A 21952-nucleotide genomic window follows, 5' to 3' on the forward strand; every position below is an offset into this window, starting at 1 on the left:
GGATGGCAATGGCAGACAACAAAGATGTAGTTGGTGCTCGAATAAGTTTAGATACATCTAAAATGATCCCAGCATTTAAGGCAATTGACCAAGGCGTAAAAGGGAACGCAGAAACCTTTAAAGTGCTAAATCAGGAAATTACGGTAACCACTAAAAACTATACAGCGTTAGCAACGGCTTCTAATAAACTTGCCCTCACTTCTGAAGAGCGGCGAAAGAAAATCATGGCTGAGTCGGAAGCTCTTGTTAAACAACGAACAGCTCAGACCGAGCTGATACAGACAAAGAAGAGCCAGATGGAACAAGCTAATAAATTAGTTGATGCTAAAATGGCTGCACAAGAAGCTATCATTAGAAAAAGATATGATGCTATTGAGCAACAAGAGCGAGAACATCAAAAACGGATGGAAACGTTACAGAATAAAGCCACAGCTAGTGCTCTCAAATTAACAACAGGAAGTTCGTCATCTACAGGAACAGATAGCACACGAGAACGTGTATTAATGCAGGAACAAGCGATCCGGCAAAAAATAGCGCAATTAGCTGAGAGAGAAAGTCAACAATCTCAGAAATATGCAGCGAACTACGAGAAGTTTTGGTTAAATGCATTGCAGGCTAGAGAACGTAAAGAAACACAGGTTCGCGAAAAAGCATTACAAGAAGAACAACGTATTCGCCGTTCGTTGACTCAGACACAGACTCAGATCAACGGAATTACGGGTACAGCCGCACAGTTTGCTATGACGGGAACTTTGTACTATGCCTTTACGAGAGGAGCCACTGAGGCAATCAGTCTCCTTAAAGACTTTGAATATGAACTAGTTAACGTGCAGCGGGTCATGGGCGAATCCGCGGACGTTGGGTATGTCAAAGATTCCATGATATCCAGCGCCAAGGAATATGGGTATGCACTGCGAGAAGTCGCGAGTGTTTATACGCTCATCGCTCAGAATGGCTTTGACGAGAAGCAAACTGAACAACTGGCCAGAACAGCACTGATGGCTAAAAACGTTGAACAATCCTTTCAAAGTGCTTCCCAGGCTCAAGAATTAATGACAGGAGCAATTCTCAACTACGGGATGGCTGCTGAAGACTCCGAAAAGTTGCTTGATAAACTCAATGAAGTTTCCAACAACTTTCCAACAACATCTAAGAAGCTCTTAGAAGGTATAAACCGAGTGGGTGCTACAGCTAAAAACGCTGGAGTGGACATTGACGAACTCATCGGATACTTGACTACACTGAATCAAGCTGGTTTTTCTGGTTCTGTAGCTGGTAATGCTATAAAATCCTTTATTAGTTTCTCCAGTAGACCTATAGCAGTAGACAAGCTAGAAAAGTATGTTGGAGTGATGAAACAAGCTAATGGCGATATGATGAAGTTCCCAGAATTACTTAGTAAGATCGCAGCTCAGTGGGATAACCTCTCAGATGTTGAACGTAGCGAGATTACGCAAGCCATCGCTCGGGGAGATCAAGCATCAAGGTTTATCGCATTAATGAATAACTATAGTAAGGTTATGGATGTGGCTAAGGTTTCAGAGGAATCATTTGGATCAGCACAAAGAGAAAACAACCTCACAATGACTACACTAACAAAGCAATCTGAGCAATTACGCGCTTCTTGGGATGAGCTGATTATATCTATTGGTGATAGCGGGTTACTTGGGGGATTAAAGTTAATTGTAGGCCAAGCCACAATCTTACTGGATGGGTTTAACCATCTACCAGGGCCCATCAAAAATACTGTCACATCGATTCTTTTGTTAGGTGGAGCAATTACGGTTTTAAACACGGGAGCCAGGATTCTGACTGGACAAACTCTGGTTTCTTTGGTTACAGGAGTCGCTGCCGCGGCTAAAGGGATGCTTGGGATGAAGGTTGCTACTGATGCCGCCAATATTTCCCAAAAGGCTTTTATTGCTACGCCGATTGGTGCGGCATTAACAGCCATTACTCTAGTCGTAGGCGCAGCGACAACCGCATGGGCTTATTATAAAGGTACACAAAGTCAAGTGAATGATGAGACTCTGCAACAGAATCGAAAAACAGCTGAACTAGTTGCTAGATACGACGAACTGAAATCTATCGTTGACGATAACACTAAATCGGACAAAGAAGTTTCTGCTGCGAAATCAGAACTGGCGAATGTAATGGATCGACTCAGTGCCACGATGCCTGGTCTTGTATCACAATGGGATGAACTTGGTAATGCGAAAGAGTTGGATATTCAAAAAATTGAAGAATGGAAGACACGATATTCTGAGAGTATCAAAATCGTCGAACAAGCGAATTTGGATGCTGCCACGAAGCGAAAAGCAGAGTTAGAGCAGGAGATTGCCTATACTGACCTCGCTATTAAAAACGCTTCAGAGAGCGACCTGAGTTTAGTTGATAAGGTATTAGGAAAAACAGTTCAAACCCTACGGGAAATGTGGGGCAATGAGATGATTTCTTTGGGAACAGAACTGTCCCAAGAAGAGCAAAAAATCCATGCAAGTAAATCAGCCATTGATGCCCTTAATGGTGTCACGGAGGCAAGTGTAGCAGCGAATAGTAGATTGGCCACAGCTGCAGCAGATTCAGCGGATTCAATGGAGAGTTACTCAGATTCAACGGACGCTGCCTCCTTATCAACAGAAGAACTATCTGATGAAGTTAAAGCCCTCATAAAAGCGCAAGAAGAATGGGCATCAACAGTCAAAGGAAATAGTCAAACGGTTTCGGAACTAAACGGAGTACTAGATGAACTGGCAAAAGGTCAGTCCTTAAATGCTTCAAACGCTACGGATCTCATTAACAAATATCCCGAACTTGCATCAGCGATTTATAAAACTGCAGATGGATGGGCATTTGAGACGGATGCGGTTAACAATCTACGGAAAATGAAAATCCAGAAAGCTATTGATGACTTAAATTCTGAGAAATCGTCAGCATTTAATACAAAAGTAGCTACCGACGAAAGATTATCTGCCTATCAAATTGAAGCAGATGCTATTAAGAGCTTGGCACAGCTAAAGGCTCAGTTAAATGGTAGTAAGGCTATCACAGGAGATAACGTTACTCAAACTGGAGACGATCTCAAATACTTTAAATCACAGTTTAGAGAAGCGGGTATTGCTCAAGCAGCAGCAGAAGCGGAAATTCAGAGCATTATTGATGATTACGATACAGCGTCTAAAGTTTACGATGATAAAATAGCTGCACTTAGCAGTATGTATCAAGATCCATCCTTTGGTGTATCTTCTAGTAAAAATTCTAAAGATAAAAGTGGTAGTAAGGATAAATCAAAATCATCAAATGCAGAAAAGGCAGAAAAGGCAGCAAAAGAAGCGGCTGCTGCACGCAAGGAAGCATATGATGAGGAAATGGATAACTTCCAGTATGTAGCAGAACGGCAAGGTTGGTCCATAGAACAACAGATTTCTGGTTACGAGCGACTTAAGAATCGTCATAAGCAATACCTTGCCGAAGATAAAGATGCCTTAAAAGAATGGACTAGAGACATTCAGGCACTTAATGATAGTAGGTACAACGAAGATGTTTCGATTCTTGAGAAGAAAATCGAAAAAATGAGACAGGCAAATCTCCAAGAAGTCGAAATGGTGAAGACATCACTTAATTTTTATAATAAAGAGTTGTCGAAGTCTTATTTAACTACAGAACAAAAAGCGGAAGCTCAAAAACAAGTATTTGATCTGACGGTGAAATACAATGAGCTTCGTTACCAAAATTCCCAGACATGGATTGATAAAGAAGCCACTAAGATGGAGATGGCTGGAAAAAGTAAGATTAATATCATCACAATGGAACTACAAGCCTATGAACGCATGGCAAAAGATAAAAATCGAACTGCCGAGCAGAGCCTTGCGTTAGAAAAGCTGATTTACGAGCAAAAGAAAAGCTTGCTTGAGCAACAATATTCTGACTTTCAAAAGGATTTGAACTATAGAAAGGCTATGGGTCAGACTACTACCGAAAGTGAATTGCAGGACTGGTTGAAAATTCAGGCTATTTATCGTGTTGGTACAGATCAACGGATGGAAGCAGACGAACAAGTCTATGCATTACGTCAGAAGCTGATCGAAGACGAAACCAAGACCGTTGAGACGCTAGCCAAAAACTATAAGACGAGCATCGAATCATCTAAAAGTGCTGCTATTAAAGCAATAGAGGCAGAGCGGGATGCTTATGTTGCTGCGAAGGATGCTGAGATCCAAGCTATTGATGATTTACTTAGTAAGCAACAGGAATTAAATGAAGACCAAGACTACGAGAGTGCACTAGCAGAGAAACAAGCTAGATTAGCTTTGCTTGCCTCAGCCGTAGGACCGGATGGAATCGCGGAACGGAAACAGGTTCAAAAAGACATTGAGAAGTTGCAACTCGATCATGAGCGCACCTTAGCTAAGAGAAGCCTGGAAGAGCAGAAGCAAGCCCTTCAAGATGAAAAGGACGCTAAGAAGGAAGCCTATGACAAGGACATCGAAGCTACTAAAACACATTACGATGAGTTGCTCCAAGCACTTGAGGACTTTTCTTCCGATACTGCCAACCGCGCGGAATTGATGAAAAACATCCAAGTACTGAAGGAATCCGAGAAGAATGCCGAGATATTAGCTCAGTTGGATCAGTTTATCGCAGACTATCAATCAAAGATGAGCGCTATTACTGCACTAACATCTACTGTGAGCGGATCTACAACCTCTTTATCAGTAGGTGGTGCTTCTAAGAGGGATTTAGATTTAATCGAGTACAACGCCAATAAGGATGCTTGGACAGCCGCCAAATCTTCAGGAAATGCAACAGAAGCGGCTAGGCTAACGGCGAGAAATGAAGAATTGCGTAAATTGTATGGAATAACAAAGGATACCGGGAAATTGCAATCATTCCATACCGGTGGTGAAGTCAAAGGTGATTTCAAAGGGCAAGAAGTTATTGTAAAGGCTAAGGTTGGTGAGAGATTTTACACTGAACAGCAGCATGACAATCTTTTTAAAATGCCGGAATTCAAAATGCCTTCAATAAACTACTCCTTACCTCAATTTTCAATGCCAGCAGCGTCAGGAGGATCTGGACTCGGGCATGATATCCGTAGCGACGTTGCAGTCAATATGGGAGATATTTATATTGCGGATGATTCTACAGCGAGGGTGTTTTGGACTGAGAAAGATAACTTTGTACGTAGGTCACAATCAAGAATGGGGGCAAAATAATTGATTGCAGCAACAGCGGATGGAGTTTCGTTTGCGAGTATCGGGCTGGGGCTGAAATCTCATAATATCCCTGTCTTGCCGCCAACGAAGGACAATACAATTGAACTGGCTGATCGTGACGGAGCGTTAGACTTCGGTAGCACCTACGGCCCTAGACCATTCAATCTTGAGTGCATAATAATGGCCGATGATCCTACATTAGATTACCAAAGAAGAGTCGCTCTTGTAGCGGCTCTTTTTAACATCCAAAAAGGAGATATTGTATTTACCTTTGAAGATCACCCGGGAAAAAGATTTATAGGTAGATACGCAGGGACGATGGATATCACAAAGCTGATTTTTGATGGAGAGGTTTCAATCCCCATCAAGATGAACAATCCATATCCTGAATCAATCCAGGATACAACCGTTCGTGAATATGGACAAGGATTGGTATATGGGCAAGGGTATTCGTACAGCGATTATGCAATGTGGATCAGTACAAGTGGTCAGAACGTCGTCGTTCGGAATGAGGGCACCGTTAAGGCTTTCCCGATCATTCGAATTAGTGGGGCGTTCTCAAATTTCAGTCTTTCCGATGGACTATCCACACTCATACTATACGGCACGAGCAGTGCTTCAGATGTGTGGGAGATTAATTGTGATCCAGATGAATGCACAGTTTTCCTCAATGGACAAAACGCTTATTCAAGAAGTAATTCAGTTTTCTTTAAACTAAAACCAGGGGATACATTATTTACAGTAAGTGGCAGTTCGTTATCGCTGAATCTCGCATTTATTTTTAGGTACAAATATCTCTATTGAGAGGGGGACTATAAATATGTCATTTAACCGTAGAACGATAACTAAAGAACTTGATATGGCAAATTTGAATAAACACAACGATAATTATGCTGATATTGAAACGACCTTGGATGCACATGATGTTGCTGTGGGCGACTTTAATGCGCATATCGCCAATGGGAATCTTCATACCACATTAGCCGAGAAGACCAAGCTGGCGGGGATCACGACCGGAGCTGGTGGGGCTGGATCTGCTACAGACACCGTGATAGGAAACCGAACTATTGCGGATACCACAGCTCCGACAGGAGACACCGGAACTATTACAACCCTGCTGGGCTGGCTGTCCAACATGATCAAAGCAATCACCGGCAAGTCATCCTGGCGTACAGCCCCGGCTACTACGCTGGAGGCAGCTAATACACACATGAACAACAGTGATCTGCATACAAGTGTTGCGGAGCATACCAAGCTGGCGGGTATTCAGGCTGGTGCGGAAGTCAATCAGAAAGCATTTTCTCAGGTCAATAATATCCCTGCTGGAGATAAGTCAGACACGCTCACAGTTACTGGTGGTACAGGGATCACAGTAACGAATAACCCAGCTACAAAGACTATGATTGTAACAGCAACAGGAACCGCTGCTCCTGGCGCTCATGCATCCAGTCATTTAACTGGTGGATCTGATCCTATTCCTGTTGCAACAACTACAGCACCGGGGCTTATGAGTGCAGACGACAGAAAGAGAATGGATACCGAAGCTACTACAGCAGTCATCCTATCAGCTGGTCAGCAAATCTTAAACGCAACAAAGAACGCTAGACTACAAGGATTAAAGGTACAGGGTAGGACGTTGATAGATTTACTTGGTGGGGCTGGGAGTGGAGAGAGTTTAACGGGATGGTCTGTGTCCGGCGGGGCTTCAATTTCAACTGAAATGCTAAAGAGCGGAGTGTCATCTTTTAAATTTACATCCACGTCCGCAGCCGCTTATATAATTCGGGATTTTCCGGTTAGTCTAGATAGCACTAAATATTATATCCTCGCTTGCTGGGTTTATATCCAGTCATATACTAGCGGAACGATTAGAGTTACGTTGAGAGACTACAACACGGTAACAACGAGGTACACTGCAAATGCAGATACATCAATTACGGGGAAGTGGCAATTAATATATCTTAAAGTGCCTATCTCAAATACATTGGTGGGTAGTGGGTTCCGCGTTATTGCTGGAATGGAAGTACCACCTGTAGCAGCTACAGTTTATATTGATGAGGTCCGCCTATACGCCGTATCCGCAGCAGATTACGCCGCCATAGGAACCACAATCACAGGCGAAGCTATAGACCGTCTCTTACCTTATGTACCTCCAGGTATTAATGGAGTAGATGGACTCTATGTGCGGCGATATGGTAGGAATCTCTACAACGGTGGTATTGCAAGCACTTTAACGGGCGTAAGTTATATTGAAAATGATTCTAATAGCGTTTCAGTAACGTCAGATGCAAATGGATTTCGATATGCAACAACAAAGAAATATCCTGTTTTACCTAACACGAGCTATACGTTATCTTACGTTGCTTCAATTATTTCAGGGACAGACGCACCAGTCATATCCGTGCGAAAAGGCAGTGACGGAACGGGAATATCCTCAGGAGTAAGTGGGACAGGGTTAAAGTCTGTAACGTTCAATACTGGGGCGGAAACGGAGGTTCAGTTCTTACTCTATGCTTCCTACAATACCTCAGCAGTCCAAACGAAGCGCTACGACAATATTCAACTCGAAATCGGCAGCACGGTCACCCCGTTCCAGCCACGTGAAGACTCTCTTATTGCCTTTGGTGGAGTAGAGTTACACGCTAACCCAAATGACGGCAGTGAACCGGATATACTGCGTGAGGTTAACGGACGGTATGAGGTAACGAAGTTATGGCGTGAGATCACGCTGTCAGGACTGCAAGATTGGACAGTGCTCAGCACACATACAGGTTATAAACGACTAAGAGCATTGGGGATAGCGCCAACACTTTCGGACTCTTCTATATCGGCGTTAGTGAAATTTGATGGGAAGGTGTTAACTCAAACTTTCAGTGATGTTCCATCTTCGGCAGCAGCAGACGTTTATCGTACCTCAGCATCCGGAAATACAACAGTCACTGTTTCCTCTACTGACTCCGGTTGGGGAGACTCCTATACCCCGAGTACTGACGAGATAAAGGCTTATTTTAACGGTTACCAAATGGGTAGCGTGTCAGGGGCAACGTTTACTACTCCGTATATCAGTGGTACAAAAGCATGGCGATTTGTAATGGGAGATACCTCTACAGGAACGAGCACCTTGCCTACAGACCAAAACTACGGACATGTAGGATGGAAACCTTATCAACTCCTATACCGCCTAGCAACTCCTGTAACTGAAACAGTGCAGGAGGATGGCAGCCTATCACTAATTGAAGGAGATAACTTTATAGAGGTAGGTAATGGGTATGTATCACGTGAGCGTGCAACCCCGGTATGGGAATCAACAGGGAATAAGTACCACCTCAATAACGCGGGGCTGATTGGAAACACCCTAAAATACAGAGCGGATAAGATACTGCGTATTTTTAGGGATAGCAGACAAGACGACAGATGGACGGTCCTTGATTTTGTCTCAGCCTTCGGAAAACAGTTAGCTACTATTCCAGCAGCAGACTACGATCCTAGCGCCTCTTACAGTGTCTCTTACATTAAACTGGATAAATCCCCTGTACCGGGAGTTACTGGCTTTTACGCAGCCACTGAGAAGGGACAGTTGCATGATTTAACCGACGCAGTGACAGAGATAAGCTCAACCGTTAGTGCGTTAGCCGCCAAGAAAGCAGAGAAAGACACTCCTGCATGGTTATACCCTACATTGCTTAATGGATGGGTACAATTCACCTCAATTATCTCTAGTGCTAGTTTCTACAAAGATAGTTTTGGAATAGTACATGTTAGAGGAACCGTTAGTAGTGGAGTGAGTGCGGCTGATACTCTGTTATTTATGTTACCTGTAGGATATCGCCCTGCTATCCAGACTGTAGTAACTGCATCATCGTCTAACGGAACTGCGATGTCTACAGGTATTATGGATATCACTACAAGCGGTAGAGTAAGTTTAGGAGCCTCAGGCGGAGTTTTCTATAACGGTTTATTAGTTTTAGATTTCAGTTTTTCAACAGTATAAAGGAGGGATGAAAATTGAAACTAATACCTAGAACAGAGCTGGACGGTCAGTATATAGATGATGTATCAGTGGACGACTCCTTTACTGGGGTCGTCCCTATTTATGCCCAGCCAGAGCCAGAAGAAGCGCCAGATCTGCCGGAAGACAGGGAGATCGAAGATGAGGCGGACGTATCCAAAGAACCAGAACAGCCAAGAGAGATCATCGGCTATCTCGTAGGCATTACGTTGCCGAACGGGTTGTATCATCCGCGATTTGATCTATTAGCATGGGATGCTTATCAGGACGCTGTACTAGAGGCACAGAGCGACTATGCCGACGAGCTACACGATTGGCGGGAGCGATGGGCGGAGGGAGAGGAACAAGGTCCTGAGCCAGTTTATACACCTCCTGCACAGCCTGATAACCTATGGATCGAGGGATTAACACCAGAAGAGATTGCGGAGTTGACGAAGCCCGGGGATCAGACGGAGCTCGAACAACTACGTGCCGAGAATACAGAACTCAAGCTTGCTCTAACGGAACTTGCTGAAGCTCAAGAAGCTGATAAAACAGAGATGCAACTAGCACTCGCTGAAATCGCTGGTTTGATTGGAGGTGAGTAATGTGGCTAAAGTATATTTTGATTTGATCCAAAAGGATTTAAAGACAATCGACGATGTTCCACTACGATGGAAGAGTGGCGTACAAGAGTTATTAGATAGTGCCACATAGCAGGCGTTTATTTTGCCCTCGGAGCTGCTTCGGGGGCTATTTTTTTTGATAAGGAAAATTTTCCTTGGCTAATAAGGAGGTTAAGAGTTGGATTTCTTGGAATCTTACGATAAGAATATGGTGGCAATAGGGTCTTTAGTAAAATCCTATGATGTTACCAGAAAACGCCGTATAAACTCAGATTACGAGTTGTCTTTTTTGGTCCCGATGAATTCACGAGACTACTTAGAGAAAATATTGATCAAAGGTCATGTCAAAGATGAGCGCGGTCAGTTCTATGTGATTAATAGCCGGTCTCGGGTTCGAGAAGATCGAAAACTCACAGCGTCTATCATGTGCACACACGTAATGTTCAAGCTAACCGATTTCAAGTTCCCATACGTTTCCTACATCGCTGAAGCGTATGGTGTGCATATTTCGCAACTTACAAATCTCATCTCTGCCGCAACCGGCGGACGTTTTACATTTGCCATTGATGATGCATTTGATCTTTGCGATGTTAAAGATTTCGGCCAAGGGAACTGCCTTCAGGCACTAAACAAGGTCATTGAAATGTATGGATGCGAGATAGAGGCGGATAACTTTGTCATTCGCCTCAAGAAGCAAATTGGTAAAGATGAAGGCATGCAATATCGTATACAGAAAAACATTGTTTCAGATCAATTTAAAGATGATGCTTCTTCGCTTGTGACACGCCTATTTTGCCAAATGAAGGATGGTAGAACTTGGATAGGTCAACCTGCATCGATCCTCACCAACGAAGAGAGAACACTGCTGGAGTCTGTGCCAGGGGCAATTGTTAACGGAATTCTGCAAGTTAATTATCTTATCTCTCCATTTGCTGCGAGCTGGGGGAGTAATTCGGTGCCGTATTTCGATGGGGAAATAATAGAGCAAGATATTGAAGAAGTTTCGGATCTGCTGGAAGCTGGTAGAAAGACATTGAGGGAGAAGGAGATTCCTAGCTTTGAAGTCACTGCGGATAGCGCAGACTTGTACAAAATTAGAAGCAATGCGGTGAAACCAGACCTCGGGGATACCGCCTATTGCTATGATCCAGATATCGGGCTAGTTAACCTTAAATCTCGGATCATGGAATTGACGGAATACCCATATACAAAGGAAAAGCATGCTCAGGCAGTATTATCTAATGTTGAAGTTAAAGACATGGATGATATTATTGCTGATTTGGATAAGAGCAAAAAGCTTGTAGACAACCTTTATTCTAATGGCAGAATTCGAACTGAACTGTTTGAAGCAGTGGCAAAGCAAGTCATTACAGATATTAATAACTCAAAAACAGAATTGATATATCCACCTGACGGGGGAATATTGGCGCAAGAAAAGACAAATCACCTTGAACAAGTCAGACTCACTTCCAAAGGTTTAGGTATCTCAACTGATGGATGGAATTCGGTACGATCAGCAGTGACAGCACGTGGCGTTTTAGCTGAAACTGTAATTGGACAGTTTGGTAGCTTTGTATCAATGTTGATCGGAACTGGAAATGCCGTCACTCAAATCAATACCAATGGTATAGCAGCGGGACACTCAAACTTTAATGAAGCGCCCTTTCGAGTAGATATGGTTGGTAACTTGGTAGCTAATAAATTGACGGCAAACTATGCCTCAATAGCGAATTCTAACTTTTCTGGCGGGGCTATTGTGGGATCATCCATCAATGTAGGAAACGGCAAATTTGTAGTTAATTCCTCGGGCAGTGTTTATGCAGCTGATGGAACATTCCAAGGAACCATAAATGCTAAAGGTGGAAGTTTTGAAGGGACAATTTATGCTGGTGGGGAAATCGTTGGAGGGATTATTACAGGTGCTCTTCTAAGAACGAGTGCGATCGGAGAAAGAGTAGAGATGAGTTCGGGAGGATTAAGATCTTATGACTCCAATGGAGTTAAGCGTGTAACGATCTCAAACGATGGTTTACACAAATATTCAGGTATTGGTTTTTGGTCGCCAAGTGGAATAGAGAGAGCTGGGATGTATGCTGAAGAATATCTTTCATTTCTATATGCTCAGGGACCACTTCAAATACTCTCTTTTGAAGATCGGGTGTTCTTTGCTGGTTCAGTTGATTTTTCAAGTGCTAATGTATACGGACTGAAGATATCAAGTATACAAGATCTGGAAACGACTATAAATTCCAAAGCAAGCTTGAATTCTGCTGCATCAAATATGACGTTTGATACTACAAGTCGGAATCTTAAGTTATGGAGTGCTACAGGTGCATTACTTGCTCAAGTCAATATTCCTAAATAAGATTGAAACTTTTATCTCTTTATGGCGATAATAGACATATGAAATCTTTACCAAGGAGAGTGAGTTTTATGAAGAAATTTATATCTGGAGTTATCGTCGGGGCCTTACTATTTGGAGCAGTACCAACATTTGCAGCAAGCGGGTTGCTTGGACAAAAAGTCCAGGGTATATTCACGGTAGAAAAAAATGGCACTAAACTTGCTGATGCTGTTGTGATTAATGGCTCAGCTTATGCGCCTGTTCGTGCTGTGGCTGAAGCGTCTGGAGTAAATCTCAAAGTAGAAGGGAAGAAAATAATTATGTTATCGGAATCTTCTGAAAGTATTTCTGAAGAGAATAGTGTGAAAATCAGTACATTAAAAGCCACTATTACAAACCTTGAAAGCAACATAGAAATCACAACTAAAGGTGAATTGGCTTCTTCAGAAGCTAATTTAATTGCCGCTAAAGAATCTGATAATGGAACACCAGAAAGTGCTTTAGTAATATCTAGTCTTGAGCAACGGATTAAAGAAAGTAAGGCATACATTGCAGAACAACAGAAACTAATTGATCAAGCAAATGCAGAAATAGAGAAACTAAAGGGTCAATTAAAGCCTTAAGACCGTAGTGTGAAAGTATTAAAGCAGTGCTATTCTATAACTAAGAAGGTCTCTCCTAAGGAGGGGCCTTTATTTGTGTATCTTAAAAAGTCAAATTCGTACTTGTAAACAATTTGAGTTGTTTGGGCTATAATTAATTAATGACATAACCGTAGCGAACAAGTACCAAAACACATATAAGCTTGATAGTAGAAAGCCTTCGATAACTCGGAGGCTTATTTTCATGTCCAAAATTGAACGGAGGAACTATTGATGAGCGAAAGTAGCATTTTTTTCTTTGAAGGGCAACACGAAGTGGCAGTTCTTACAAAAGCAGACGTTAATATTGAATTCAAGGGCGACTTCATTATTAGGGCGAAAGATGTGTCTATAGCACTTGAATACCAAGGAGAATCCGCAACAAATCATGTTCTGAAGTTTTGCAAAGAGGAACAGATTTATCACATCAAGAATTCGGACATTTTGAATCGAAATGTCCGAAAGCTCAATAATGCTGGAGAAAAGTTTATTTCCAGCCTCTCACTCAACCGCGTTCTAGGACAATCTGCTCAACCGAAAGCTATCCCTTTTCAGGATTGGCTGTACGAAGATATGCTCCCAGCAATCCAGAAACATGGAATATACGCAACAGACAATGTAATCGACAACATATTGAACAACCCCGACTTCGGAATTGAACTGCTGACAAAGCTCAAAGAGGAACGTGCCGCGCGGGTTCAGGCCGAACGAACAAATGCCATTTTGATGCACGTTAATAAGACCTACACCGCCACAGAGATTGCAAAGGAGATCGGCTTTAAGTCTGCCAATGCACTCAATAGAGATTTGGAAGATCGGGGCATTCAATTCAAGCAGAATGAGACGTGGCTACTGTACAGCAAATACTCCGATTGTGGCTATGTCGAGATTAAACAAGAGGTTCTGGACAGCGGCAGAGTTGTGTATCATCGGCGATTCACTCAGCTGGGCAGGGAATGGCTGATTAAAATATACGAAAAGAAAAACGGCATTGCGTAACCATTCATAACTGGATGGTTATTATTTTTGCCTGAAAGGAGGCGTAACCTTTGGTGATTATAAAAAAACTTGAATTAGCACTTGATCTAACGAGACCTGCTGAAGAATTAGTTGAAGCGATTATAACAGTATTAGAATTTTACCCAGGACGACAATTTGAGATTTTGCAGCAAGTTGATCATAGAATCGGTGAAATGTTAGGTGCATTGCAACCAAAAGAAAACACAAAATTAGAACCAGCAATAAATTCGGAAAAACAATAGAAAGGGGGCGAATTGTAATGACAAAATCTCAAATTGCTGCGTCAACAGTAGGCGCAGTACTTATTCCAACATTTGATTTTTTATACGGGGAGGCGGACGCTGTCGTAACCATCATGGTCGCACTTTTATTTTTTATTATCATGGATTGGTTATCTGGTATTCGAGCCGCCAAAAAGGATAACACATATGCCAGTAAATATGGAATTGATGGAGTCTTCCGGACATTCTTCATGTTGCTACTTCCCGCGGGTGGACATCTGCTTGATATGGTGTTCGGGTTGCCTGGAGCGATATTTGGAGCATTGTCTATCGGGACCTTGTACCACGTTTTGCAGAGCATGACAGCAAACTCAATTCGAGCAGGATGGGGAGATTCACTTCCGTTGCCGATCTTGGAAGTAGTGCTCAAGTGGGTAGGGAGTGAGCTAGATAAAAAGGTCAAAAGGGCAGCGAGCAGACAAGGGGATGAAGAGTAATGACACTGACGCTAGATCAAGTAAAGGCAAAGTCCGCCGCGCGGCTCTCCGGGCTGCAGCTAGTCGTTAAGACTGCTACCGTAGCGCTGATTGAGCGCTGTTATATTCGGGGAGTAAATATAGTCATTACCCAAGGGCTTCGCACAATTGCCGAGCAGGACGCATTGTATGCTCAAGGACGTACTAAGCCAGGTAGCATAGTCACGAATGCCAAGGGAGGCACCAGTTACCATAACTATGGACTAGCTATCGATTTCGGATTGTTACTGCCAGATGGCAAACAGGTATCTTGGGATTTAAAACGTGACGGTGATGGTGACAAGGTAGCTGATTGGATGGAGGTAGTTCAGGAGGCTAAAGCTCTTGGTTTTGAATGGGGCGGTGATTTTGTTTCGATTAAGGATGCACCACATTTTCAAATAACTTTTGGGCTGACAACCTCACAATTACGTGCGGGTGCTAAGCCGTCAGAGATCGCTATGGCGAAAGCATCTGCTGTTATAGATCGATACTTGAAGGAGTGTGAAGACGTGAGAGTAGATAAGGCAAATACAGTAGTGAACGGCAGTAAGCTAGCAGACGGGAGCGTTTTGATCGAAGGGAGAGTATATGTACCTCTAGCTGCAATAGGTAAAGCGCTAGGCGCTGATGTAACGTGGGATAATGTGACCAAAACGGCTACACTGACTACTAATAAGTAATTCCCCAAGCGTTTGGGATTATGCTCACTTGTTATAGCTGGTTTTTCTTTTTAATTGGTGACACATGCCCAAGCATGAGGCGAAACAACCACATAAGTTATCTTAATTCATTTGCAAAGGAGGAAAAATAAATGGGTGGAAATGTTGGAGGAGTTGGTGGCGTTGGCCATCACCATGTTGGATTCACATCCACTGGTGCGATTCTGGTTCTTTATATCTTGCTGGTCATTATCCTTTGTTCATGCTTTATCTAAATTCTCAAACGCTTTGTATTGTGCCCATTAGATCTTGTTGGTGACTAGAACATTAAGCAAACATTTATCGTCTCTTCATACAGTCCTAAGCTAAGAAGATTATAATAATCACATAACCCCCTTATAATATATATATAGACCCTGCCGGCTGTTGGTAGGGTCATTTTTTTGACAACTGGTTTCGGCTGCTGGGATTTTTATTGAAAAAATTACAAAAATAAAGGGAATATTTTCTTTTTTGGCGAATGTTCTTAGAGGGAGAGAGCCAACAATAAAATACATCGGAGGTTAAGAAGATGCAATTTGATTTACATTATTTTATGAAGGCAAAGCCAGCAATTGTAGACAATGACGATCTAAGAGAGCCACAGATCCTGGCGTATATTGATGCTTTTAATCACTTCAATAAAGAGGGCTCAAGTAGAGATGCAATAATCATTTTGCCGACAGGCGCAGGAAAAACTGGCGTCATGGGGTTAGTTCCATTTGGATTATGTCAAGGTCGCGTTTTGATAATTACTCCACAGTTAGTTATTAAAGATCACGTTATTGAGTCCTTAGATCCATCTGTACCAGATAATTTTTGGTTGAAAAGAAAAGTGATGAAAGAGTATAAGGAATTGCCTATCGTAAATGAATACGATAACGACATAAATCAAGAAGAACTAGAAAATAGCAACATCGTAATTTTGAATATACATAAATTAACTACTCGCTTTAGAAATTCTCTTTTAAAGCGAGTTGATCCTGATTTTTTCGATATGATTATTATTGATGAAGCACATCATTCACCTGCCGACACTTGGCAAAATGCATTGAATTATTTCAATAAATCAAAAGTAATCAAAGTAACGGGAACCCCCTTTAGAACGGACAGAAAACCTATTGAAGGAAAGATAATCACTGATTATGGCTTAGGAAGAGCTATGCAACAAAATATTGTTAAGTCACTAGAAAACTTTAAACTATTACCCGAGAAGGTTTATTTGACGATTGACAATGATTTTACTAAAAAATATACGATTGATGAAGTTCGTTCCCTCGGTATTAAAGATGATAACTACATAGCCCGAAGTGTTGCTTTATCACGTGAATGCAACGAGCAAATCATTGATGAGAGTATCAATGCATTAAGAGCGAAGAAATTAGGTTCCAACATACCTCATAAGATCATTGCAGTTGCATGTAGTATCGATCATGCAGAAGCCTTGGAAAAAATGTATGAAGAAAAGGGGCTTAGAGCAAGATTAATTCACAGTGATCTTGATAAAGATGTAAGAAAAAGGATATTAACTGATGTCGAGAATAATAGATGTGATGTAATTGTGCATGTTGCAATGTTGGGGGAAGGTTATGACCATATATACTTATCTGTAGCGGCGATTTTCAGGCCTTTTAAATCTTTAGCGCCTTACTCTCAATTTATCGGACGAATATTAAGATATATCGATGAGCCCGGCACAATGAAACCCTCCGACAATATCGGAATAGTAATTGCTCATAGAGACTTAGGACTGGAACCTTTGTGGCGGGAGTATCAGAAAGAACTTAAAATTAAAGAAGTGATTGAAAAGGTGAGGGAACAAGAGAAGAAAGAAAGGGATCTGACCAGGGAATTAGGTGGGACTTATGAAAAAGGCATTGCAAGTGTGGAACTATTAGGAGAACTTGATACTGAATCGGAGTACTATTTAACAACAACATTAACAGAGGAAAATGAGAAGTTTGAAGCTGAGTTACAAGAAAAAATTGAATCCTTCAAAAGTATTTTACCTAATTCAACCGAAGAAGATATTAGAAAGTTTATTATTTCTCAAGAAAAACCCAAGGATGAAAATCCTTTGTTGAAGTCTCCTAAAAAATATCGGATGTTTGTACGTAAGGAGTTTCATGACAATGTTTATTCAAACATTCCAGCTAAACTTATTAGTGAGTTCGGGGTTGAGAAGGAGGGGAGAGAGTTTGCTAAGGCGCTACCTTCTAAGTATTTTTACTTGAAAAATGATCCGAAGCTTGATAATGCCGGATTAGTCACGAGGTATCTAAACGAACAATTAAAAGAAGAATTCGGCCCTAGGGATGTATGGACTTTAGATAACTTCTTTAGGGCACAGGAATACCTAGAAGACCTTGTTAAGCATTTGGCTGAAATGATACAATTATCCTTATGAAGGAGTGAACACAAATGATTAGTATTACTAATGAGTTATATGACTTGATTTACAAAAATTCTGTGTGGCCACAAGATTTATTGGAAAACCTTAAAGACCCGGATTACTTAAGCGTTAAATTCGATTCTTACCTGCAGGGAACTATGGCAGAAGTGGTTTTTTTAGATGAAGGTAAAAAGATTATCGCGAATTATTTCTTTAACAGTAAAGGTCTTGTTCAAAAAATCGAAATGATTGAAAACGAAAGTGTATTTACCGTGTACAGCCGTATTGATGAAATTGCTAAATTGTTACTCAAAACGGATAATATCCATTGTTTACAAGAGATCGTAAATCTTATTGCAGCATAGACTACAAGCATCTGCCCCTGTCTGGGGCTTTTTTTGTTTCAGGTAAGTTTCCTTACCAGTGATATAGAGTGCATATACATAATGTTCCAGATAAAAATATATAATTTCATTATGTTCTGACACTCCGTTACCCTACCGTAGGTAGGGTAGGTTATTTTTAAGAGTGTAATGATAGAGTGTTTGATGTTATTTTTATGGGCCTCTAAATCTTGAAAGCGTGGTGAGAAATTAGTTTTGAAGAAACGGTTAGAAAAAAGGTTGGCTTATTTATATTCTGGCGAATTATTTTCTTTAATTGGTTTTGTCCCGATTAGTTTTCTACTAAATTACGAATTCCCCAATCTACAATTATATTCACTATATTCATTTTGGATATCTTTTATCATTCTTGAGTTTCTTTTATTGCAAGGGACGATTTATTGGTATGTAAAGCTTAAGAGACTACGAAATGAGAATAACTCTATAACTCCAATTAATGTCGTTCGTCAATTACGTTATTCAAAAACGTTGGACATAGTTATGATTATGACTACAATAGTTGTATTTGGTTTTGATTTAATTAAATGGTATCCGTCTTTGCCAATAGGTGGGTTATTAATTTCTTTATTCATTTATTTCTTTGCTATCTTAGAGTTTATTAACTATTTTTACATCCAACTTTCATACGATAATGTCTCTGATATAAAAAAATTAAGTAAAAGAAGAAAATTGAAGAAATCATGCATAAATAAAGACCTTAAACGATTAAGAAATTGGAATTCTGAAAACTGAGGTCTAATATTTTACCTTTTAGGGATGAGTGTATAAGCAATACATATAAAGTTCTAAAGACAGACTCTGAATTTCTAACAGTTGCCTTAAAACAGTCTCAAGTGGATATAATTGAACGCCGTGGTAAACTGGCCGGCTGTATAATTGATTGTGAGGGTCCAATCCAGAAATGGAGTCCTGTTAGTGTCAAAGTTGCTGATGCTTATTACATGAGAAATGAATTTGAGTTTAGGATGGTTTTGGCATAAGCAATATAACAAATAACCAATCAGCTTTAACTGTTTGTTTTTTTGTGTTTCGAAATCAGGTTTTCGGTTTCTTATTTTTTGGGAGCAATTAAATTAATAAACTATTTATAAAATTGTTCGTCAAAAAAAATCCTGTCCATTGTAAAGGTTAAAAATAGTGGAAATTTAAGTCTATCACACTCTTATAGGCATTAATGATTTATTGGATATTGTGTCATACAATTGTTTGAATTTGGATATTTTTTCACTGGATTTATTGACAAAATATAGTATATATTATATAACGATTACAACGGAGGAGAAAATATGAAAAAAATAATGCCGAGTATAATTTTATCATTACTATCATTTCCGCTAGCAAATTTAATGCTATTCATTTATTTCAAAATTCTACCTCCATATGGTAGCAGTGAAATTGCATTATTGTCATGTGTTATTTCGATTAATTTTATTTCTTTTATTATTGCATTTTATGCAGTGATAGATAATAAAAATGGGAGGTAACATTTTATGAACAAAGGGCTAAAAAAAATTATCGTGAGTACAATGGCTATTAGTCTCAGCTTGTCAATTCCTATTGCAGCAAATGCTGCTACTGAACCTGTCGAGAGTGAAGCTCAAGCAGTAAACGAAAATGTTATTTTTACAGTAGATGTTAATTCTGAAACAGAGTTAAACCAATTTTTGACCGAACTTGATGCTCACAACAAAAAATCACAAGCACTGTGGGAAAACGCTTTGGTAAGATCTCAAAATCCATCGGTTGAAAGAGAAGAAGTAGCTAACATATCTCCTAGATCTGTAGAGATAAGCTCAGTATCAAAGTATGTCAAATTCTCTGGACATTCAGGAAATTTAGGAGCTTATGTTTCTTATAATAGGGAGACTAGAGGGTCTTCTTACATATTTGGAGATATCAATGGATTTTATATGTACGGTTCCAGCTCTACTACTACGGTTTCAAATCTAAACTATGATGGCGTAAAAATCGATGCTAGCAGAACATATGCTGTTACTTCTACTCTTTTGGTAGGTGTGAAAGATTATCATGACAATTTTAGTTATTATCCTTACCAAGCTTATATAGAGTTTAATACTTCCGGTTCAGGTACTTGGTACTAATATTTATATAATACACATTTTAATTTAAAATTGTTTGAAGAAGTCTAGTTAACACTGGACTTCTTCTTTTTTAGTTGTTTTAAATGGTTTGAGTTAGCTGCATGGTATACGCAAGTTGGTGGATTTTTATTAAAAGCAAGCGTAGGCTTTGTTGGAGTAGATTTGAATTTTGAACTTACACATAAACCCCCCATTAAACATAATGTTCGATGGGGTATTTTTTTTACATTGATTTACGAACACATGTTTGGTTATAATACAAACAAACGTTCTTGTTTTGGGAGGCTATCAACATGCAAATGCAGATTGGTCAAACCGTTGAAATTGTTTACTTAGATAAAGTCGGCAAGATTACTCAGCGTAAAATTGATATTAAAGGCATAAAGGACGGGAAGATTCGCGCAACATGCTTAAATATAGGAGCGCCGAGGATGTTTTTGGCGAGAAACATATTAGCATGGCAGCCAAGTGATAAAGGAGCAATTGCATGAAGCTATTAACGGATAAAGAAAAAGAAGTCCTTGAAGCGTTGATTAAGATGATCAAAGTCAATCACTATCCACCAACGTTACGTGAACTTGCCAAGGAGGTAGGGTTGTCATCTACAGCGGTAATACATGCGCACATGGAGCGCCTAGAGATTAAGGGGTACATACAGAGAGGTAAGAACTTGCCACGAGCGTTGAGAGTTATTAAGGGAGTCGACGAAGACAATGAAACCACAACAGCGTAAGAAACTTGAAGGTAATGGACTTTGGGAGGGAAGTCGGATGATAATGCCTGAGCATAAAAATAGGATTCTGGACGATTCGCTGAATGAAGAGGTGCGATCAAAGCCTGATTTGGATCCCCAAGCATTAGCTGAAATCTCACAGGTATTAGCTCAATCTTTAGAGGATTGCAGTTCGATCACGATTACATTGTTTGGGGAACATGAGGACAGATCCATCTATGGAATAGTTATGAGAGTAGATCAGTATCTTAGACAGATTAAATTCCGTCAAGATGATGATTGGGAGTGGATTAAAATAGAAAAGATTGTAGATGTGATTACATAAAAACACTGTTCGTCTTCAGAAGTGACGGCGAACAGTGTTTTTTACTATATATAGTGTTTTTTTTGTGATTTGAACCTTTTATTACAAGGTATGTTGACATCAGCATATCGTTCTGTTTATAATTTATACATCAGATTATATTAATCTGAAATTCTTGCAGAGGAGGGATGGAAATGGCTGTACATGGATATGCTGCGCCTATTGTATCGGAACTGGTGGGCATACCATATGCCACCTTGGATTCCTGGGTAAGAACAGGGTTCTTCATTCCTGAAATTGCCCAAGCTTCTGGAAAAGGGAGTCGTAGATTATATTCTTTTTCCGATGTATGCATCCTGAAGATACTTCAATTACTCAGAGTCAGAGGACTGAACTCGGAAACACAAAGCCAATTAATTAATCTATTAAGAACTGGTGAGAAGGAGGTAGAGGCATATGGCAAGGACGACATTGCATTATTTAAAAACGGAGAATTTATTATTGAAAAAAAAGAAAGAGTCAAGAGTATAAGTTATGAAGAATTAGAAGATATATATTTTATAATACCGATCGGAAGATTTATTAAAGAACTTAAGAGAGATATCACTGCACGTGACATTCATAGTGTAATTGCAAATGAAGACAGAAAAGTAAAGGTGGGATAAAACGTGGCAGAAGAAAAAAGTAGCCGTCGCTCTTGTAGGGAGCCAACGGCTGTGTAGAGGTTCATAACTGACACAATCGG

20 protein-coding genes are annotated in these 21952 nt (G+C 40.4%); all 20 read left to right on the top strand.

The window, feature by feature from the left end:
• Positions 1-8: 8 nt before the first annotated feature.
• The 20 genes from MHH46_RS13815 (at position 9) to MHH46_RS13910 (ending at position 21872) form a co-directional block, all read left to right on the top strand.
• On the top strand, positions 9-5216 hold the full coding sequence (locus tag MHH46_RS13815) for a phage tail tape measure protein (protein WP_179086246.1): 5208 nt from the start codon (positions 9-11) through the stop codon (positions 5214-5216).
• Positions 5217-6020: a phage tail domain-containing protein gene (locus MHH46_RS13820; RefSeq protein WP_076190003.1), complete on the top strand. Its 804-nt coding sequence runs from the start codon at positions 5217-5219 to the stop codon at positions 6018-6020.
• Positions 6021-6036: 16 nt separating this feature from the next.
• Complete coding sequence (locus MHH46_RS13825; protein ID WP_076190004.1) at positions 6037-9207, top strand: hypothetical protein; 3171 nt, start codon at positions 6037-6039, stop codon at positions 9205-9207.
• A 14-nt stretch (positions 9208-9221) separates the two neighbouring features.
• Positions 9222-9812, top strand: a complete 591-nt coding sequence (locus MHH46_RS13830; protein WP_076190005.1) for a hypothetical protein — start codon at positions 9222-9224, stop codon at positions 9810-9812.
• A 1-nt stretch (position 9813) separates the two neighbouring features.
• Entirely contained in the window at positions 9814-9921 is a 108-nt protein-coding gene (locus MHH46_RS13835) for a CD1375 family protein (RefSeq protein ID WP_341121365.1), read from the top strand.
• Positions 9922-10008: 87 nt separating this feature from the next.
• The gene (locus MHH46_RS13840) at positions 10009-12195 is read left to right on the top strand and encodes a phage tail protein (RefSeq protein WP_256717157.1); all 2187 of its coding nucleotides are present in this window, start codon (positions 10009-10011) and stop codon (positions 12193-12195) included.
• Positions 12196-12263: 68 nt separating this feature from the next.
• Complete coding sequence (locus tag MHH46_RS13845) at positions 12264-12797, top strand: hypothetical protein (RefSeq protein WP_076190006.1); 534 nt, start codon at positions 12264-12266, stop codon at positions 12795-12797.
• A 252-nt stretch (positions 12798-13049) separates the two neighbouring features.
• The gene (locus tag MHH46_RS13850) at positions 13050-13814 is read left to right on the top strand and encodes a phage antirepressor KilAC domain-containing protein (protein ID WP_081387723.1); all 765 of its coding nucleotides are present in this window, start codon (positions 13050-13052) and stop codon (positions 13812-13814) included.
• Between the two features lie 50 nt (positions 13815-13864).
• Positions 13865-14077: a hypothetical protein gene (locus MHH46_RS13855; protein WP_076190007.1), complete on the top strand. Its 213-nt coding sequence runs from the start codon at positions 13865-13867 to the stop codon at positions 14075-14077.
• A 17-nt stretch (positions 14078-14094) separates the two neighbouring features.
• On the top strand, positions 14095-14553 hold the full coding sequence (locus MHH46_RS13860; RefSeq protein ID WP_076190008.1) for a phage holin family protein: 459 nt from the start codon (positions 14095-14097) through the stop codon (positions 14551-14553).
• Positions 14553-15254 carry a M15 family metallopeptidase gene (locus tag MHH46_RS13865; protein WP_076190009.1) on the top strand — a complete coding sequence of 234 codons (702 nt, stop codon included), beginning with the start codon at positions 14553-14555 and terminating at the stop codon, positions 15252-15254. Before MHH46_RS13860 ends, MHH46_RS13865 begins: the two co-directional genes overlap by 1 nt.
• Positions 15255-15385: 131 nt before the next feature.
• Positions 15386-15508, top strand: coding sequence for a sporulation protein YjcZ (locus MHH46_RS13870; RefSeq protein WP_218640949.1), 123 nt, complete (start codon positions 15386-15388; stop codon positions 15506-15508).
• Between the two features lie 296 nt (positions 15509-15804).
• Positions 15805-17679, top strand: a complete 1875-nt coding sequence (locus MHH46_RS13875) for a DEAD/DEAH box helicase (protein WP_076190010.1) — start codon at positions 15805-15807, stop codon at positions 17677-17679.
• Positions 17680-17693: 14 nt separating this feature from the next.
• On the top strand, positions 17694-18029 hold the full coding sequence (locus MHH46_RS13880; RefSeq protein ID WP_076190011.1) for a hypothetical protein: 336 nt from the start codon (positions 17694-17696) through the stop codon (positions 18027-18029).
• A 234-nt stretch (positions 18030-18263) separates the two neighbouring features.
• The gene (locus tag MHH46_RS13885) at positions 18264-18800 is read left to right on the top strand and encodes a general stress protein (protein ID WP_076190012.1); all 537 of its coding nucleotides are present in this window, start codon (positions 18264-18266) and stop codon (positions 18798-18800) included.
• A 758-nt stretch (positions 18801-19558) separates the two neighbouring features.
• Positions 19559-20170 (top strand): hypothetical protein, encoded by a 612-nt coding sequence (locus MHH46_RS13890; RefSeq protein WP_076190015.1) that lies wholly within the window; start codon positions 19559-19561, stop codon positions 20168-20170.
• Positions 20171-20463: 293 nt separating this feature from the next.
• Positions 20464-20661 (top strand): hypothetical protein, encoded by a 198-nt coding sequence (locus tag MHH46_RS13895; RefSeq protein WP_076190016.1) that lies wholly within the window; start codon positions 20464-20466, stop codon positions 20659-20661.
• Complete coding sequence (locus MHH46_RS13900) at positions 20658-20903, top strand: LexA family transcriptional regulator (RefSeq protein ID WP_076190017.1); 246 nt, start codon at positions 20658-20660, stop codon at positions 20901-20903. The genes MHH46_RS13895 and MHH46_RS13900 overlap by 4 nt, the downstream gene beginning before the upstream one ends.
• Entirely contained in the window at positions 20884-21228 is a 345-nt protein-coding gene (locus MHH46_RS13905; protein ID WP_076190018.1) for a YolD-like family protein, read from the top strand. The genes MHH46_RS13900 and MHH46_RS13905 overlap by 20 nt, the downstream gene beginning before the upstream one ends.
• Positions 21229-21401: 173 nt before the next feature.
• A complete protein-coding gene (locus MHH46_RS13910) occupies positions 21402-21872 on the top strand; it encodes a MerR family transcriptional regulator (protein WP_076190019.1) in 471 nt (156 codons plus the stop codon).
• The last annotated feature ends 80 nt before the right edge of the window (positions 21873-21952 follow it).

It is taken from the genome of Paenibacillus sp. FSL H8-0175, from assembly GCF_045040615.1.
GTDB lineage: Bacteria > Bacillota > Bacilli > Paenibacillales > Paenibacillaceae > Paenibacillus_AQ > Paenibacillus_AQ odorifer.